Here is a 16,040-nt window from a genome sequence, read left to right as displayed (position 1 = left end):
CCTAATGTGGTTTCCTTACCGGCACCTCCCCTTTTTTTGGTTCTCCGTAGGGGATAGGAATGTACTGAACTGAGGCCTGGCCTGTAGGCTGGTAGTAGAGCTCCATAAGGTCGTAAACTTCTTTAGGAACGTCTGTAGAAACGTTAAGCCCTAAAGATTTAATAACTTCAACTGTTAGCGGGTAGTCGTGAGTCCAGTAGCCGCTGGTTAAAAGGTCTGCTATCTTCTCTGCTCTCTCCTTGTCATACCCTTTTAGTTTCAGGATTCTCTCAATTGTCTCCTTCATCTGAAAGAGGGCTTTTTCTGCAATGTCTGCAAGGATCAGCGTTTCGTCCTTTACGCTTGTTCTATCGTGCTGGAGTTTCTCCTTTACCGCTCTAACTATTGAAGGTGCAGGGAACTGTCCCAGCTGAGGGTCAAGTGGACCTAAGACCGCATTTGTATCCATAACGATTTCGTCAGCTGCAAGGGCTATTAGAGTTCCTCCGGACATTGCGTAGTGGGGAACGATTACTCTGACGGGAGCTTTGTGTTTCGCAAGGGCTGATGCTATCTGAGTTGCTGCAAGGGCAAGACCACCAGGCGTGTGGACTATCAGGTCTATAGGCATGTCTTCGGGGGTCATTCTTATTGCTCTTAATATTCTCTCTGAATCTTCAATTGTTATGAACCTTACCAACGGAAATCCCATAAAAGCTAAACGTTCTTGGCGGTGAATCATAGTAATAACACGGGATTTCCTCTTTTTCTCAATCTCCCTTATGAGTCTCAGCCTGGCCCACTCAAGGTTTTTCTGTTGGAAGAGTGGCCACAGTGAGAATAGGATAATGAGAAACCAGAAGAGGTCAAAGAAGCTAAAGCCGGGCTGTTGGTGCATGGGAGCTCCTTATACAGATTTATACACTATTCTACCATTGTATACTGTAAATTTCACCCTTCCTTTCAGTTTTCTGTTAAGAAAAGGTGTGTTGGAGCTTTTAGATTTTATTAGGTCTTTTGTTAAGATAAACTCCTCCTCGGGGTCAAAAACAGTTATATTTGCCCTTGCTCCCGGCTTTAGCGTTCCAATGTCACTCTTTCTAATTATTTTTGCAGGGTTGACAGACAGTTTTTCAACCATCTGTTCTAGCGTTAAGTATCCTTCCCGAACGAGGTTGAGGGATAGGGATAGTGCCGTTTGGAAACCGATGATACCGAACGGTGCCTGGCAGAACTCAACCAACTTTTCATCTTCGGTGTGGGGAGCGTGGTCTGTTGCTATTGCGTCTGCGACTCCGGTTTTTAGAGCTCTTCTGCAGGCCTCAACGTGGTCTTCCGTCCTAAGCGGTGGGCACATCTTTGCGTTTGTGTTGAACTCTTTAACTGCTTCTTCTGTCAGCGTAAAGTGGTGGGGAGTTATCTCACAGGTTACCCTTACTCCTTCTTTCTTTGCGTTTTCTATGATCTGGAGAGCTCCCTTGCTTGAAACGTGGCAAACGTGTATGTGAGCTCCCGTAAGCTTTGCAACTAAAATGTCCCTCATTGTTCCTACGTCTTCAGCTTCTGGCGGCATTCCGGGAATTCCCAGAAGGCTTGAGAGTGGACCTTCGTTCATGTGGCCGCCTGCTGAAAGGGTCTTATCTTCAGAGTGAGTAAAGACTGGAATTCCCAAACTCCGGGCGTAGTCCATTGCGTTTCTCAAAACCTTTGAATCTTTAGGAGTTTCTCCATCGTCGGAAATAGCAACGATGCCTGTCTTAACCATAAGGCCTATCTCTGCAAGCTCCTCTCCTTTCAGCCCTTTCGTTATTGCTCCGATGGGGAAAACGTCACACAGTCCGACCCTTTCGGCCTTTTCAACGATATACCTCGTAACCGTAGGGTTGTCGTTTACCGGGTCTGTGTTTGCCATACAGCAGACGGACGTAAAACCGCCCGCTACCGCTGCCTTTGAGCCGGACTCAATGTCTTCCTTCCACTCCTGCCCCGGGTCTCTAAGGTGGCAGTGAAGGTCTATAAAACCGGGAGTCAGAACTAAACCTGAAACGTCAATTACCTTTTCTGCTTCAATGCTGCTTATGTTCTTCTCTACCTTTACAATCCTTTCACCTTCAACGAGAACGTCAAACTCTCCGTTTATGCCTTGAGAAGGGTCTACTACTCTGGCTCCCTTAAAGAGTAGTCTTGCCATTATTTCTCTCCACTTTTCTGCTTGTGACACCTTGCGCAGTTTTTGGGGGTTTTGGCGTCAAAGGCCTTCGTTCCGTTGTGGCACGCGCCACAGTACTTACCGTTCCAGATGTCCTGCATTGTGAACTTGTCTTCACCAAACTTCTTCTTAAAGAGCTTCGGGTGGCAGTAAGAACAGTGCTGTTTTTTCACTTTAACGTGGTAGACGTGACTGAATACAACGTCTCCGTATTTGTTCTTGAACACCAAGTCCCTGTTTAAAACTCCCCCTTCAAGGCATCCTGCTAATATCAGTGAAACTCCTGCTAAGGAGAGTATTCCTGCGCTCAATCTTTTCATTGAACTTCCTCCTTCAGTTTCTCAAGTCTTTTACAGAGAAGAGAAAGAACGACCATTCTAACGGCAAGTCCCATCTCAACTTGGTTAAAGATTAACGTTCTTTCAGAAATGACAACGTCGTTTGTTAGCTCAACTCCTCTGTTGAAAGGTCCCGGGTGGAGAATTACCGTTTCTGGTTGGAGTTTCTTGAGTTTCTCTCTGTTCAACCCGAAGAGTTCTGAGTACTCCCTAACTGAAGGAAACGTTTTCTTTGCGTTCTGTCTCTCAAGCTGAATCCGAAGGAGAATTATTGCATCTGAGACTTTTACGACTTCGTTAAAACTCTTTAAAACCTTAACTCCCAAAGACTCCGGATACCTCGGAATCATTGTTGATGGGCCGTAAACGAAGACCTCTGCTCCAAGCTTTCTAAAAAGGATTGCGTCTGAACGGGCAACTCTGCTGTTTGTAATATCTCCTACGATTGTAATTCTCTTTTCCTTAAGTGTTCCAAAGTGCTCAGTTAAAGTGGCTGCGTCTAAGAGGGCTTGGGTCGGGTGCTGGTGTCTCCCGTCTCCGGCGTTTACTATTGCTGCCCTTACGAAAGGCTTTGCGGTGTAGGGAGCTCCCTCACAGGGGTGCCTTAGAACGATCACATCTGGGTGCATCATGTCAAGGTTTTTTAATGTATCTATGAGGCTTTCTCCCTTCTTCACTGAACTCGCAGAGGTGCTGATGTTTATCACGTCTGCAGAGAGGAACTTTCCGGCTTTCTCAAAAGAGGAGCGGGTTCTTGTAGAAGGCTCAAAGAAGAGGTTTACAACACACTTACCCCTTAACACCGAAAACTTCTTTTTTCCTTCCCTGAGAACTCCCTTTACTAACTGAGCCGTTTCATAGATTTTCTTAAAAAGCTCAGGGCTTATATCTTCGGCGGAGAGAAGGTGTTCCATTACTCCCTCACAGCTTCAAGAGCTTTAACTAACATCTTTATCCCTTCCCGGACTTCAACTGCAAGTCTATGGGCTTCAAGCCCTTCACACTCGGCAAGCTCCCTTGCAGCTCCACTTACCCGCTTGAAGCCTTCAGGGCTTACGTAAAGAACAGAGGAGCGTTTTACAAAGTCGTAAACTCCCAGCGGTGAGAAGAACCTTGCGCTTCCACCTGTAGGGAGAACGTGGTTTGGTCCCAAAACGTAGTCTCCCAAACTTTCACAGGTATAGTGGCCTAAGAAGATCGCCCCTGCGTGTTTAATATTGTCTAAGAGGGCAAATGGTTCTTTAGTTGCAACTTCCAAGTGCTCCGGGGCAACTTCGTTTGCCACTTCACAGGAGTGGTAAACGTCCCTTGTTAGAAAAACGGTTCCAAAGTTCTCAATTGACTTCTTTGCTATCTCTTTCCTCTTGAGGTTTTCAAGTTTTTCTCCGACTGCCTTCACAACCTCTTCTGCAACCTTTTCACTGTGGGTGACTAAGAAAGCCCCTGCTAATTCGTCGTGTTCAGCTTGAGAGAGGAGGTCTGTTGCAACCCAGTCTGGGTTTGCAGTCTCGTCAGCAATTACCAGTATCTCACTTGGGCCAGCAACCATATCTATGTCAACAGTTCCAAACAGGAACTTCTTTGCAAGGGCAACGTAGATGTTTCCGGGGCCAACTATCTTGTCAACCTTTGGAATACTCTCTGTTCCAAAAGCTATAGCTGCAACTCCGTGGGCTCCTCCAACCCTGTAAACTTCGTCAACTCCAGAAAGTTTTGCTGCAACTAAGGAGTATGGGTTAACCTCAAGAGAGCCTATTGCTGGAGTTATCATTACGACTTTCTCAACTCCCGCAACCTTTGCAGGAACTGCGTTCATTATTACAGAAGAGGGGTATGAAGCTTTCCCACCAGGAACGTAAATCCCTGCGCTTTCTAAAGGAATAACTTTTTGACCTAAAATGATTCCGGGTTCTGTTACAAAGTAGGAATTTTCCTTCTGGTGTTGGTGGAAAGCTTTGACCCTCTCAACGGCAAACTCTATTGCTTTTACGACCTCTTCAGGGACTTTTTTAAAGGCCTCTTCAATCTCCTCTTCTGAAACCCTTACGTTTTCGGGAGTTAGCTCAACTCTGTCAAACTTCTTTGCATAGCTGAAAACGGCACTGTCTCTAAAGTTCTTTACGTTCTCTATTATTTCTAAAACGGCAGGAGCAAACTTTGACTCAAGGCCCTGTCCTCTGTTTCTTATTCGGGAGAGCTCCGGATCTTCTTTCCAGTTCTCCTTCCTCAGGTCAACTATTCTCATTTAATTTCTCCCTTTTTGTTTTTTCGTTTGCCTATTATATGATATTGGGGCTAAACCGTTTAGGAGGGGTGTTTGAGGAAACTTGTTTTAAGTTCTCTAGTTCTTCTCTTTATTGTTAGTTGCGGTTCAGGAGGAGGTTCAAAGGACGCAGATGTTTCTTATAACTTTTCGGGGCTTTTGGTTCCTGCTTATTTTAAGGATGAGACTTTTTGGGATGTTTTAGAGGGAGCTCCCTCTTCTCCAAACTTTTACGTTGTTGTTAACCCCAGCAACGGACCCGGAACGGAGTCTGATCCCTTCTTTTCTGACGTTATCTTGGAGTTCCGTAGAAATGGGAAAAGCCCTATCGGTTACGTTTACACCTCTTGGGGAGAAAGACCGCTATCAGAGGTAGAGTCTGACGTAGATAGGTGGTTAGGCTTCTATCCGGAGGTTTCGGGTTTCTTTTTTGATGAGGTTTCAGTTGATTCAGATAAGCTTCCTTACTACAGGGAGTTATACAGATACGTTAAGTCAAAGGGCAAATATACCGTCGTCTTAAACCCGGGAACTCTCCCGTCAAGTGAGTTATTTTCGGTATCTGACCTTGTTGTTATTTTTGAAGCAGACTACTCAAATCTGAAAAACCTATCGGCTTCGCCGGATTTTAAAAAGTCCGCCTGTATAGTTACAGGTGTTCCTAAGACTAAGTGGAAAAGTGTTTTAAACACTTTAAATGGCAAGTGTTCTTTTGTCTATATTACCTTGGAAAAAGGTTCAAACCCTTACGGTTCTTTGCCGGATTTTTTTAGTGATGAAGTAAAGGCCGTGTTTGGCGAGCTTTAGTGGCGGAGAGGGCGGGATTCGAACCCGCGGTACGGGCTTTAAACCCGTACACCCGCTTAGCAGGCGGGCGCCTTCAGCCAGCTCGGCCACCTCTCCAAGAAGTGGTGAGCCCGGGAGGATTCGAACCTCCGACCTACGGATTAAAAGTCCGTTGCTCTACCAGCTGAGCTACGGGCCCAATTTGTGGCGGAGGGGGAGGGATTTGAACCCCCGGAGGGCTGGTTAGGCCCTCAGGTGATTTCAAGTCACCCGCCTTCAGCCAGACTCGGCCACCCCTCCGCGTTGCGGTAAGGAAAAATATACCTTATGTTTTATCGTGTCAAGAGATGTAGGGAGGTGGCTATGGTTCCAAAGGAGCTCCTCAACATACTGGTCTGTCCAAAGTGTAAAGGCGATCTTGAGTACAGGGAAAAAGAGCAGAAGTTGGTCTGTCACAAGTGTAAACTTGCCTACCCGATAGTTGACGACATCCCGGTGATGCTTATAGATGAGGCAGAAGAGATAGATGAGTGAGCTGAGCTTTTTCTTCTCTCTTCTCATAATAGTTGTATTTTTAGGTTCAACCGCTTACGGTATTTACAGAACCTTAAAGAGGAGAAGGAATGGTTGACATAAAGAACCTGAACTTAGAGGAGCTGAAGGAGTTTGTAAAAGAGTTAGGCTTTGAGCCTTACAGGGCAAAGCAGATAGCCCAGTGGCTCTACAAGAAGAGGGTTAAGTCCTTTGACGAGATGACCAACATCAGTAAAAAAGCGAGGGACTTCCTTTCCCAAAAGGCCAGAATAGATGTTTTAAAAACCGTTAAAGTTGAAGAGTCCTCAGACGGAACGAGGAAATACCTCTTTGAGCTTCCAGACGGAAACTGGATAGAGTCCGTTTTTATCCCTGAGAAGGACTGGAATACACTCTGCGTCTCTACTCAGGTAGGATGTCCTGCTGGGTGTAAATTCTGCTTAACTGCCAAAGACGGCTTTACCAGAAACCTAACGGCAGCAGAGATAGTTGACCAGTACATCCACGTTCAGAGGGATGTTGGAGAGAACAGGAGAATCTCAAACGTTGTCTTTATGGGAATGGGGGAGCCCCTTTTAAACTTTGACAACGTTAAAAAGGCCGTTGAGATAATGACCCACAGGGACATGTTAGACCTTTCAACCAGAAAAGTGACCGTCTCTACCGTAGGAGTCGTTCCCGGAATAGAGAGAATGGCAAAGGAGATGAACAAGGTAAAACTTGCCGTTTCACTACACGGAACTACCGACGAGCAGAGGGAAAAAATAGTTCCGATGAACAGGAAGTGGCCTATTGGTGAAATTATTAGAGTTCTCAGGAAATATCCTGCCGACAACAACAGAAGAATAATGATTGAATACGTTATGCTTAGAGGGGTTAACGACTCTTTAGAGGATGCAAGGAGGCTCGTTAAACTGATAAAGGGTCTTCCCGTTAAGGTTAACCTGATTCCCTTTAATCCGTATCCGGGAGCTCCCTTCCAGCCAACACCAAGGGAGGAGATTGAGAAGTTTCAGAAAGTCCTCTGGGATTACAACATTGCTGCCTTCATCAGGGAATCCCGAGGTCAGGACATATCTGCAGCTTGCGGTATGCTTAGAACAAAGGAGAAGAAAACAGCTTAGGAGGGAGTCATGGCTCTACCGTTTACCACTTACCTCTTTCGGAAGAAAGAGGAGCTTCCGCACTTAACAGACGAGTTGATTCTTCTCTTAAACGAAATAGCCGTTGCCTGTAAGGAGATTTCAGGAAAGGTAAGAAAGGCCGGCCTCTTAGGAGTTTTAGGCAGTGCTGGGAAGGTAAACGTTCAGGGAGAAGAAGTCCAGAAACTTGACGAGCTTGCAAATCAGATTCTCCTTGAGAACCTTAAAACTTGCGGGAAAGCCTGCCAGATAACCTCTGAAGAGGTTGAAGACGCCCTCATAGTCTCAGAGTCAGGCTACGCCGTTGCCTTTGACCCGTTGGACGGCTCTTCAAACATAGATGTTAACGTAAGCATCGGAACTATCTTTTCAATTCATAAAGACACGGTTATGCAGCCTGGAAGGGAGCAGTTGGGTGCCGGTTACGTTATCTACGGCCCTTCAACGATGTTAGTTATGAGTTTAGGAGACGGCGTTGTCGGTTTTACGTTAGACCCTGAGTCCGGAAACTTCCTCCTGTCCCACCCGAAAATAGAGCTCCCGGAGAAGGGAAAAATCTACTCAATAAACGAGGCAAACAGGGACAAGTGGACAAGTGAAGGCTTAAGGTGGTTCATAGACTACTTAAAGTCAGAGAAATATACCCAAAGATATGTAGGCTCAATGGTTGCAGACGTTCACAGAACACTCCTAAAGGGTGGAATCTTCATCTACCCTGCCGATGAGAAGAACACAAACGGAAAGTTGAGGCTTCTTTACGAGGCAAAGCCTATGGCTTTTCTCATTGAACAGGCAGGAGGTCTCTCGTCAGACGGGAAACAGTCTCTACTTGATATCTTTCCTGCGGAGCTCCACCAGAGAGTTCCGGTTATCATCGGAAGTAGGTGGGAAGTTGAGAAGTGTTTAGAATACATAAAAGAATATGGATAAAAGCCCCTTTAGGAGGGAGAGATGGAGCATTACGACGTAGTTGTAGTCGGAGGAGGCCCTGCAGGTTTTAGTGCTGTTAAAACGGTTAGGGAGCTCTACCCGGAAAGGAGCGTCTTGTTAATAAACGACAGGGAAGATCTTCAGATACCTTGTGCCCTCCCCTACGTGGTTTCGGGAGTCATTCCACCCGATAAGAACCGCTACCCCCTTCAAAAAGTAAAAGAGACGGGGGCTTTCTTGCTGATAGACAAGGTCGTCTCTATAAACCCTTCAGACTCTTCCCTCTTTACCGCTGGCGGGAGGGCCGTTTCATACGAGAGACTTATACTCGCAACGGGCTGGGTTCCAAGGAGGCTTCAGGTTCCCGGAGAAGAACTCCAAAATGTCTACTACGTAGACACTTCAACAAAGTCCGTTGAAGAGTTTGTAAGGAAGGTTAGAGAGGCAGAGAAAATTGTTTTAATCGGTGGAGGTTTTATCTCCATCGGTTTTGCAGACCTCATCAGCCGGAACTTGCCGGAAAAAGAGGTAACTGTCGTTGAGGCCTCTAACAGAATAGCCTCCGGAGTTTTCTCTTCTAAAACCCTTGAGGAGATGGAGAGGAGGTTAAAAGACCAGGAAGTTGAGATTCTCAAAGAGGAAAGAGTTGTCGGATTTGAAGGTAGGAATTCTGTAGAGAGAGTCGTCTTAAGTTCCGGAAGGTTAAATGCAGACCTTGTCTTCATTTTTATCGGTTTCCTTCCGAACACAAAGCTTGCGGTAGACTCAGGCATAGAAACGGAGAGAGGATTTGTAAAAGTTGACAGGTTTCTAAGAACCTCTGCAGACAACGTTTTAGCCGCCGGCAACTGCATACTCCACACAAGCGCCATAGACGGAGAGTTTACGCCGGGAATGGTTGCCTCAGTTTCCGCAAGGGACGGCAGGATTGCCGGAGCCAACGTCTCTGGTCCACAGGTTGAGGATACGGGCATTATTCCCGCTGGAGTAACAGAGGTAGGAGGGAAGTTCTACGGTTTTGCTGGCTATACGGAGGAACTTCTTGAGAAGAAAGGTTTTTCTTTTAAAGAGATAACTGTTAACTCGGCAGATGCCTATCCAACGGCACTAAACGCGCACCCTCTAACTGTAAGGCTCTACTTTCTGAAAAATAGGAGACTTGTTGGAGGAGAGGTTATCGGAGAGAGCAAGTTCGTCTCGTCGGCAGTTGACTTCCTTTCAGATCTTATCGCTTCTAACAAGAAAGCCGAAGACTTGCTATCACTCGTAACTGTTGCCTTCCCGCCTATAACGCCGCCGCCACTCCTTCAGCCGATTCAAGAGGGAGCTCTCCTCTTCCTTAAGGAGGAGTTTTGAAAAAAGTTGCAGTAGTTGATATAGGCTCAAACACGGTAAAGCTGTTTCTATACGAGGTAAAGGGAAAGAAGATAAAGAAGGTCTACTCCGAATCAATCTACTTAAGGCTCTTAAACTACCTGAAAAATGGCAGGTTAGAGGAAGAAGGAGTTGAGGAACTCCTTCTAACCCTTAAGAGTTTTAAACGGAGAGTTCAGGAGTTTAGTCCAGACTGCACCTTTGCCGTTGCCACCTACGTTTTAAGGGTTGCGGAGAACGGAAGAGGGGTTTTAAAGAGGGCAAGGAAGTTCTTTGAAGTAGTTCTCCTATCAGGGGAAGAGGAGGCCTACTACTCGGCACTTGGAGCTCTATTAGATGTAAAGGTTGATGAGTGTCTCCTCTTTGACATCGGAGGAGGAAGCTTAGAGGTCTGTGAAGTCTTAAACAGAGAGCCTAAACACTGTAAAAGCTACCCACTGGGAACGCTGGAGTTCAAAGACGCCGTTGAGAACGGAGTCATAAAGGATGTAAGGAAAATACGCTGGAAGGTTCGCTACTTTGTCAACCCTTACGATTTTGAGCTAAGCGAGAGCTCCGTTTTAGTGGGAGTTGGGGGCAGCGTAAGGGCTCTAAAAAAAGTTTACGGAAAGAGGAGGATAAAGAAGAAAGCCCTTAAGTCAATAGTGGAGAAGCTCCTATCTTTAACTCCCCAAAAGATATCGGAGTTCTACGAAATTTCCTTAAGTAGGTCACAAACTGTAACCGTTGCAGCTGTAGTTGCCCTTGAGCTAATGGATATATTTAAGTGTAAGGAACTTGTAATATCTCGCTACGGTTTAAGAGAAGGCCTTATCTACAAAAAGGTAGTTTTAGATGGAGAGTGTTAACCTAAAAGACCCTAAGCTCTACATAAACAGAGAGCTCTCTTGGCTTGAGTTCAACAGGCGAGTTTTGGAGGAGGCTGAAGACAAAACGAATCCACTCCTTGAACGCCTAAAGTTTATAGCCATATTCTTTACAAACCTTGATGAGTTCTTCATGATAAGGGTAGCTGGCCTGAAGAAACAGGTTGCCGCCGGCGTGAACAGGCCTTCCTTTGACGGCCTTACTCCAAAAGAACAGCTAAAGAGAATTTCAAGGAAGACAAGGGAGCTCCTCAAGATAACCGAGAAAGACTACAAAACCCTGCTGAAACTTCTAAAAGAAGAGGGAATAAAAATCTACACCTACGGAGAGCTCCCTAAAAAACTGAAGAAGAAGGCCGATAAATACTTTAAAGAACTTGTATTTCCCGTTTTGACTCCCCTTGCAGTTGACCTGACCCACCCCTTTCCACATCTTCCCTCTCTTTCTTTTAACATCATAGTTGAGATGCTCTCTGAGGAGCTCCGATTCGGCCTCGTCCCAATTCCAAAGGTGTTACCCCGCTTTGTAAAGCTTGAGGAGGGAGTCTACGTTTACCTTGAAGAACTGATACTTGAACACCTAAAGGAACTCTTTCCCAACCAGAAGATTAGAAGCGTTGCTACTTTCAGGCTCACAAGAGACGCAGATATAGTCATTCAGGAAGACGAGGCAGACGACCTTCTTGAAGAGGTTGAGAAGGGACTCAGAAAGAGGCGTTTCGGTCAGCCAGTCCGTTTAGAAATAAACGGCGGTTCAGAGATGATCCTATCTTTTCTGAAAGACGAATTGGAGCTCTTAGACGATGACATCTACCAGCTTAAAATTCCCCTCAACCTGTCAGACCTGTGGAGTCTTTACAGGGAAATAGAAAGGTCGGACCTCAAGTTCCCGCCCTACGTCCCTTACTATCCGCCACAGTTTGAGGTTGGAGTTTTCACAGCTCTAAAAAAAGGAAAGGCTGTTCTCTTTCACCCTTACGAGTCCTTTGACCCGGTTGTGGAGCTCGTAGAGGAGGCAGCCGAAGATCCTAACGTCCTGGCAATAAAGCAGACCCTCTACAGAGTCGGTAAGAATTCTCCGATAGTTGAAGCATTAAGCAGGGCTGCACAGAACGGAAAAGAGGTAACGGCAGTTGTTGAGCTAAAAGCCCGCTTTGACGAGGAGAGTAACATTGTTTGGGCGAGAAAGTTGGAGGAGGACGGAGTCCACGTAGTATACGGAGTTCCTGGTCTTAAAACCCACGCAAAGCTGCTCATGATAGTGAGGAAAGAGGAAAACGGTATAAAGAGATACCTCCACCTTGGAACGGGAAACTACAACGTTGAAACGGTAAAGGTCTATTCAGACGTAAGTTTTCTAACTTCAGACGACGACATTGGAGAGGACGTTTCAAGGATATTCAACGTCATAACCGGCTACTTCCACCCTCCGAAGTTAAAAGAGCTCTTCATATCCCCAGTCAACCTGAAAAAGAAAATACTTGAGCTCATAGAGGAGGAGGCATCTTTAGGAGAGAGGGGAAGGATCATTGCAAAGATGAACTCGCTTGTTGACCCTGAAATAATAGAGGCTCTTTACAGAGCTTCTCAAAAAGGAGTGAAGAGTGACCTGATAGTCAGAGGAATCTGCTGTCTAAGGCCGGGGATAGAGGGTGTCAGTGAGAACATAAGAGTAATCAGTATTGTTGGAAAGTACTTAGAACATGCAAGAATTTTTTACTTCGGTAAGGACGACTTAGTCTTTATAAGCAGTGCTGACTGGATGCCCCGAAACTTCCACAGGAGGGTAGAGACCTTAGTTCCAATAAAGAACGAAAAATTAAAGGAAAAGCTTAAAAATATTTTAAAGATACAGCTGAAGGATACGGCAAAGGTTAGAATACTCCAGAGTGATGGAACCTATGTTAGGCCTGAAAAGAGAGACTTTAACTCCCAGGAGTTCTTTGAAAAATGGGTAAGAGAGTATTCCTTGTAAGACACGCTAAAGCCTTAAAAAGAGAGAATTGGGATAAAGACGACTGTCTTCGTCCTCTAACAGAAGAGGGAATTAAAGAGTTTAAAGCGTTCCTTGACTGGTTAAGCCCCGTTCTACCTAAAAAAGCTTTAATCGTTTCATCCCCCTGCGAGAGAGCTCTCCACACTGCAAAGCTTATTTCAAAGAAGCTTAACGCTGAGCTTAAAATAGAGGAGCTCCTTTCCCCAGACGCTGAACCTGAAAACTACAAAAAAGTACTTAACAAGTATAAGAATAGGAAAAACCTGTTTCTTGTAGGCCACGAACCAGACCTTTCTCTCTTCCTTAACTACCTAACCTGCTTAAGTCCCTCAAAAGTTGCCTTTAAAAAAGGGGCGGTTGTGGAGCTCCGGGGAAGTTCCTCTAACCTAAAGCTTTTTGCCTTTTATAACCCGAAATCCTTAAAAAATTAACCTCTAATTCTTGACAACAGAAAACAGCCTCCTATATTTTCTGCTCGTCAAGTTTAAGAGAAACAGAGCTTGACACAGTTAAGGAGAGAGCATAAATTTAGCTCTCGCCTAAACGGAAGGTCTTTGACAGGAGAATAAGGGACACGCACCCTGCGGAGAGGAAAAGCCCGACGGGGCTTGTAATTGAGGTGTTCCGCAGGTTTTTGTAGCCTTGCGAAACTGAGCCAGAAATAGCTTTGTGATATTTTGCTGGAGAGTTTGATCCTGGCTCAGCGCGAACGCTGTCGGCGTGCCTAACACATGCAAGTCGTGGGGCAGCAGGCCGGAACCTTTTGGTTCTGGTGCTGGCGACCGGCGAACGGGTGAGTAACGCGTGAGCAACCTACCCCGAGGAGGGGGATAACCCGGGGAAACCCGGGCTAATACCCCATAAGCGCACGGCCTGCATGGGCTGTGTGAAAAGGGTGGCCTCTGGGCTTTGCCTAAGCTGCCGCCTCGGGATGGGCTCGCGTCCCATCAGGTAGTTGGTGGGGTAACGGCCTACCAAGCCTACGACGGGTAGCCGGCCTGAGAGGGTGGTCGGCCACACCGGGACTGAGACACGGCCCGGACTCCTACGGGAGGCAGCAGTGGGGAATCTTGGGCAATGGGCGCAAGCCTGACCCAGCGACGCCGAGTGGAGGAAGAAGCCCTTCGGGGTGTAAACTCCTGTCGCCGGGGACGAGGCGGGGATGGGTTAAGAGCCCATCCCTGTGACGGTACCCGGAGAGGAAGGGACGGCTAACTACGTGCCAGCAGCCGCGGTAATACGTAGGTCCCGAGCGTTGCGCGAAATTACTGGGCGTAAAGAGCGCGTAGGCGGGCCAGTAAGTCAGAGGTGAAAGCCCCCGGCTCAACCGGGGAATTGCCTCTGATACTGCTGGTCTAGGGTCCGGAAGACGCTGGCGGAATTCCCGGTGTAGCGGTGAAATGCGTAGATATCGGGAGGAACACCGGTGGCGAAGGCGGCCAGCGAGGACGGAACCGACGCTGAGGCGCGAAAGCGTGGGGAGCGAACCGGATTAGATACCCGGGTAGTCCACGCTGTAAACGATGGGTGCTGGGCGTTGGCCACGAGAGTGGTCAGTGCCGAAGCTAACGCGTTAAGCACCCCGCCTGGGGAGTACGGCCGCAAGGCTGAAACTCAAAGGAATAGACGGGGGCCCGCACAAGCGGTGGAGCATGTGGTTTAATTCAATGCTACGCGAAGAACCTTACCAGGGCTTGACATGCCGGGGGTAGCCCTGGCGAAAGTCAGGGTTGAGGCCCCTTTGGGGGCCCACCCGGCACAGGTGGTACATGGCCGTCGTCAGCTCGTGCCGTGAGGTGTTGGGTTAAGTCCCGCAACGAGCGCAACCCCTGCCCTTAGTTGCCAGCGGGTAAAGCCGGGCACACTAAGGGGACTGCCGGCGATAAGCCGGAGGAAGGGGGGGATGACGTCAGGTCAGTATGCCCCTTACGCCCTGGGCTACACACGTGCTACAATGGCCGGGACAGAGGGAAGCGAAGCCGCGAGGCGGAGCGAAACTCAGAAACCCGGTCCCAGTTCGGATTGCAGGCTGCAACTCGCCTGCATGAAGCTGGAATCGCTAGTAACGGCCGGTCAGCTACACGGCCGTGAATACGTTCCCGGGCCTTGTACTCACCGCCCGTCACACCCCGGAAGCTGGTTCTACCAGAAGTCCCCGGGCTAACCCACGGAAGTGGGAGGCAGGGGCCGAAGGTAGGGCTGGTGACTGGGGTGAAGTCGTAACAAGGTAGCCGTAGGAGAACCTGCGGCTGGATCACCTCCTTTTATGGAGAAAGGGGTGGGCAGGTTCCTGCCCCTGAAGAATTGCAGGGTGCGTGTCCCTTATCCTCTTGTTAAGGGCCAGTAGCTCAGTTGGTCAGAGCGTACCCCTGATAAGGGTAAGGTCGGTGGTTCAAGTCCACCCTGGCCCACCATAGAGTGGGGACGTAGCTCAGCTGGGAGAGCGCCTGCCTTGCAAGCAGGCGGTCGCCGGTTCAAGTCCGGCCGTCTCCACCATACTAATAAACTGGTCTTTGACAGCAGAATAAGGGAACCAGTACTGAGGCGGTAATAGGCCGAGGTGCTAAGGGCACACGGTGGATGCCTTGGCGCCAGCAGGCGAAGAAGGGCGTGGTAAGCTGCGAAAAGCCCCGGCGAGGCGCAAACAGCTGAAGACCCGGGGATGCCCGAATGGGGAAACCCGGCGGGGAGAAAGCCCGTCATCCCGCTCTGCGGGAGGCGATACCCTCCGAACTGAAACATCTCAGTAGGGGGAGGAAAGGAAATCAACCGAGACTCCCTGAGTAGCGGCGAGCGAAAGGGGACCAGCCCAAACCGGATGGGTGGAAAAGCGGGCAGGCGTTGCCCATCCGGGGTAGCGGGACGTACCTGGAAGGAGCTGCCCCTCCTTCGGGGAGTTACAAAAGTGCTGGGTAGCCGAAAGGTCTGGGAAGGCCTGCCGTAGAGGGTGAAAGCCCCGTAGGCGAAACCCGGCACTCTCCCTGGGGTACGATCCCAAGTACCGCGGGACACGAGGAATCCTGCGGGAATCAGGGGGGCCCACCCTCCAAGGCTAAGTACTCGCTGGCGACCGATAGCGCATAGTACCGTGAGGGAAAGGTGAAAAGAACCCCGGTTAGGGGAGTGAAATAGAACCTGAAACCGTGTGCCTACAAGCGGTCGGAGGGGAGCGTTGCTTCCTGACGGCGTACCTTTTGCGTAATGGGCCAGGGAGTTACTCTCGGCGGCGAGGCTAAGCCGGAAGGCGGAGCCGTAGGGAAACCGAGTCCGAACAGGGCGCATAGTCGCTGGGAGTAGACCCGAAACCGTACGATCTACCCATGGCCAGGTTGAAGTCCGGGTAACACCGGATGGAGGACCGAACCCACCGGTGCTGAAAAACCGGGGGATGAGCTGTGGGTAGGAGTGAAAAGCTAATCGAGTACGGAGATAGCTGGTTCTCCCCGAAATAGCTTTAAGGCTAGCCTCACGGACGAGTCTGCTGGAGGTAGAGCTACTGGTGGGGCTAGGGCCCCGAAAGGGGTACCGAACCCCGCCAAACTCCGAATGCCGGCAGATGCTCCGTGGGAGTCAGTCTGCGGGGGATAAGCTCCGTGGACGAGAGGGAAACAGCCCAGACCGCC

At 48.5% G+C, this 16,040-nt stretch carries 13 protein-coding genes, 5 tRNA genes and 2 rRNA genes (1 of these 20 only partly in view); 12 read left to right on the top strand and 8 right to left on the bottom strand.

The features are described from left to right. Position 1: 1 nt before the first annotated feature. The 5 genes from ACZ424_RS03105 to hisD are packed head-to-tail and all read right to left on the bottom strand — an operon-like array spanning position 2 to position 4,771. The gene (locus ACZ424_RS03105; RefSeq protein WP_464905057.1) at positions 2-877 is read right to left on the bottom strand and encodes an SDH family Clp fold serine proteinase; all 876 of its coding nucleotides are present in this window, start codon (positions 875-877) and stop codon (positions 2-4) included. Between the two features lie 9 nt (positions 878-886). Next, complete coding sequence (locus tag ACZ424_RS03100; protein WP_464905056.1) at positions 887-2,170, bottom strand: dihydroorotase; 1,284 nt, start codon at positions 2,168-2,170, stop codon at positions 887-889. Next, positions 2,170-2,508, bottom strand: coding sequence for a cytochrome c3 family protein (locus tag ACZ424_RS03095; RefSeq protein WP_464905055.1), 339 nt, complete (start codon positions 2,506-2,508; stop codon positions 2,170-2,172). Before ACZ424_RS03095 ends, ACZ424_RS03100 begins: the two co-directional genes overlap by 1 nt. After that, entirely contained in the window at positions 2,505-3,440 is a 936-nt protein-coding gene (locus tag ACZ424_RS03090) for an aspartate carbamoyltransferase catalytic subunit (protein ID WP_464905054.1), read from the bottom strand. The genes ACZ424_RS03095 and ACZ424_RS03090 overlap by 4 nt, the downstream gene beginning before the upstream one ends. Further along, positions 3,440-4,771, bottom strand: coding sequence for a histidinol dehydrogenase (gene hisD / locus ACZ424_RS03085; protein ID WP_464905053.1), 1,332 nt, complete (start codon positions 4,769-4,771; stop codon positions 3,440-3,442). The genes ACZ424_RS03090 and hisD overlap by 1 nt, the downstream gene beginning before the upstream one ends. 72 nt (positions 4,772-4,843) lie before the next feature. Between hisD and ACZ424_RS03080 the strand changes: the two genes are divergently transcribed. After that, positions 4,844-5,596, top strand: coding sequence for a spherulation-specific family 4 protein (locus ACZ424_RS03080; protein ID WP_464905052.1), 753 nt, complete (start codon positions 4,844-4,846; stop codon positions 5,594-5,596). Here ACZ424_RS03080 and ACZ424_RS03075 read toward each other — a convergent pair. The 3 genes from ACZ424_RS03075 to ACZ424_RS03065 all read right to left on the bottom strand — a co-directional run bounded on the left by ACZ424_RS03075 (position 5,597) and on the right by ACZ424_RS03065 (position 5,875). Then, a tRNA-Ser gene (locus tag ACZ424_RS03075) sits at positions 5,597-5,692 on the bottom strand. 6 nt (positions 5,693-5,698) lie between these two features. After that, positions 5,699-5,774: transfer RNA gene (locus tag ACZ424_RS03070), tRNA-Lys, on the bottom strand. A gap of 6 nt (positions 5,775-5,780) precedes the next feature. Then, positions 5,781-5,875: transfer RNA gene (locus ACZ424_RS03065), tRNA-Ser, on the bottom strand. 63 nt (positions 5,876-5,938) lie between these two features. On the opposite strand from ACZ424_RS03065, the gene ACZ424_RS03060 reads away from it, so the two are divergent. The 11 genes from ACZ424_RS03060 to ACZ424_RS03010 form a co-directional block, all read left to right on the top strand. Continuing rightward, positions 5,939-6,109, top strand: coding sequence for a Trm112 family protein (locus ACZ424_RS03060; RefSeq protein WP_464905051.1), 171 nt, complete (start codon positions 5,939-5,941; stop codon positions 6,107-6,109). Positions 6,110-6,198: 89 nt separating this feature from the next. Next, positions 6,199-7,233: a dual-specificity RNA methyltransferase RlmN gene (gene rlmN, locus ACZ424_RS03055; RefSeq protein ID WP_464905050.1), complete on the top strand. Its 1,035-nt coding sequence runs from the start codon at positions 6,199-6,201 to the stop codon at positions 7,231-7,233. 9 nt (positions 7,234-7,242) lie between these two features. Beyond that, positions 7,243-8,181 (top strand): class 1 fructose-bisphosphatase, encoded by a 939-nt coding sequence (fbp, locus tag ACZ424_RS03050; RefSeq protein ID WP_464905049.1) that lies wholly within the window; start codon positions 7,243-7,245, stop codon positions 8,179-8,181. A 21-nt stretch (positions 8,182-8,202) separates the two neighbouring features. After that, positions 8,203-9,537: an NAD(P)/FAD-dependent oxidoreductase gene (locus ACZ424_RS03045; protein WP_464905048.1), complete on the top strand. Its 1,335-nt coding sequence runs from the start codon at positions 8,203-8,205 to the stop codon at positions 9,535-9,537. Further along, positions 9,534-10,403 carry a Ppx/GppA phosphatase family protein gene (locus ACZ424_RS03040; protein ID WP_464905047.1) on the top strand — a complete coding sequence of 290 codons (870 nt, stop codon included), beginning with the start codon at positions 9,534-9,536 and terminating at the stop codon, positions 10,401-10,403. The genes ACZ424_RS03045 and ACZ424_RS03040 overlap by 4 nt, the downstream gene beginning before the upstream one ends. Next, positions 10,390-12,396, top strand: a complete 2,007-nt coding sequence (ppk1, locus tag ACZ424_RS03035) for a polyphosphate kinase 1 (RefSeq protein WP_464905046.1) — start codon at positions 10,390-10,392, stop codon at positions 12,394-12,396. Before ACZ424_RS03040 ends, ppk1 begins: the two co-directional genes overlap by 14 nt. Next, on the top strand, positions 12,372-12,848 hold the full coding sequence (gene sixA, locus ACZ424_RS03030; RefSeq protein WP_464905045.1) for a phosphohistidine phosphatase SixA: 477 nt from the start codon (positions 12,372-12,374) through the stop codon (positions 12,846-12,848). Before ppk1 ends, sixA begins: the two co-directional genes overlap by 25 nt. Positions 12,849-13,094: 246 nt before the next feature. After that, positions 13,095-14,682 (top strand): 16S ribosomal RNA (locus ACZ424_RS03025). Positions 14,683-14,754: 72 nt separating this feature from the next. After that, a tRNA-Ile gene (locus ACZ424_RS03020) sits at positions 14,755-14,831 on the top strand. Positions 14,832-14,837: 6 nt separating this feature from the next. Continuing rightward, positions 14,838-14,913 (top strand) — tRNA-Ala (locus tag ACZ424_RS03015). A 57-nt stretch (positions 14,914-14,970) separates the two neighbouring features. Further along, positions 14,971-16,040: ribosomal RNA gene (locus ACZ424_RS03010) — 23S ribosomal RNA — on the top strand (it continues 1,901 nt past the right edge of the window). Together the 16S and 23S rRNA genes with 2 tRNA genes alongside form the textbook arrangement of a ribosomal RNA operon.

Source organism: Thermovibrio ruber (assembly GCF_055380895.1).
Note: the sequence above shows the minus strand (reverse complement) of the source record. Positions and strands in the feature narration are given on the sequence as shown.

Coding starts and splice junctions, on each gene's coding strand:
- fbp (WP_464905049.1), top strand. CDS start 7,243: ATGGCTCTACCGTTTACCACTTACCTCTTTCGGAAGAAAGAGGAGCTT.
- ACZ424_RS03100 (WP_464905056.1), bottom strand. CDS start 2,170: ATGGCAAGACTACTCTTTAAGGGAGCCAGAGTAGTAGACCCTTCTCAA.
- ACZ424_RS03060 (WP_464905051.1), top strand. CDS start 5,939: ATGGTTCCAAAGGAGCTCCTCAACATACTGGTCTGTCCAAAGTGTAAA.
- ACZ424_RS03045 (WP_464905048.1), top strand. CDS start 8,203: ATGGAGCATTACGACGTAGTTGTAGTCGGAGGAGGCCCTGCAGGTTTT.
- rlmN (WP_464905050.1), top strand. CDS start 6,199: ATGGTTGACATAAAGAACCTGAACTTAGAGGAGCTGAAGGAGTTTGTA.
- ACZ424_RS03095 (WP_464905055.1), bottom strand. CDS start 2,508: ATGAAAAGATTGAGCGCAGGAATACTCTCCTTAGCAGGAGTTTCACTG.
- ppk1 (WP_464905046.1), top strand. CDS start 10,390: ATGGAGAGTGTTAACCTAAAAGACCCTAAGCTCTACATAAACAGAGAG.
- ACZ424_RS03090 (WP_464905054.1), bottom strand. CDS start 3,440: ATGGAACACCTTCTCTCCGCCGAAGATATAAGCCCTGAGCTTTTTAAG.
- sixA (WP_464905045.1), top strand. CDS start 12,372: ATGGGTAAGAGAGTATTCCTTGTAAGACACGCTAAAGCCTTAAAAAGA.
- ACZ424_RS03105 (WP_464905057.1), bottom strand. CDS start 877: ATGCACCAACAGCCCGGCTTTAGCTTCTTTGACCTCTTCTGGTTTCTC.
- hisD (WP_464905053.1), bottom strand. CDS start 4,771: ATGAGAATAGTTGACCTGAGGAAGGAGAACTGGAAAGAAGATCCGGAG.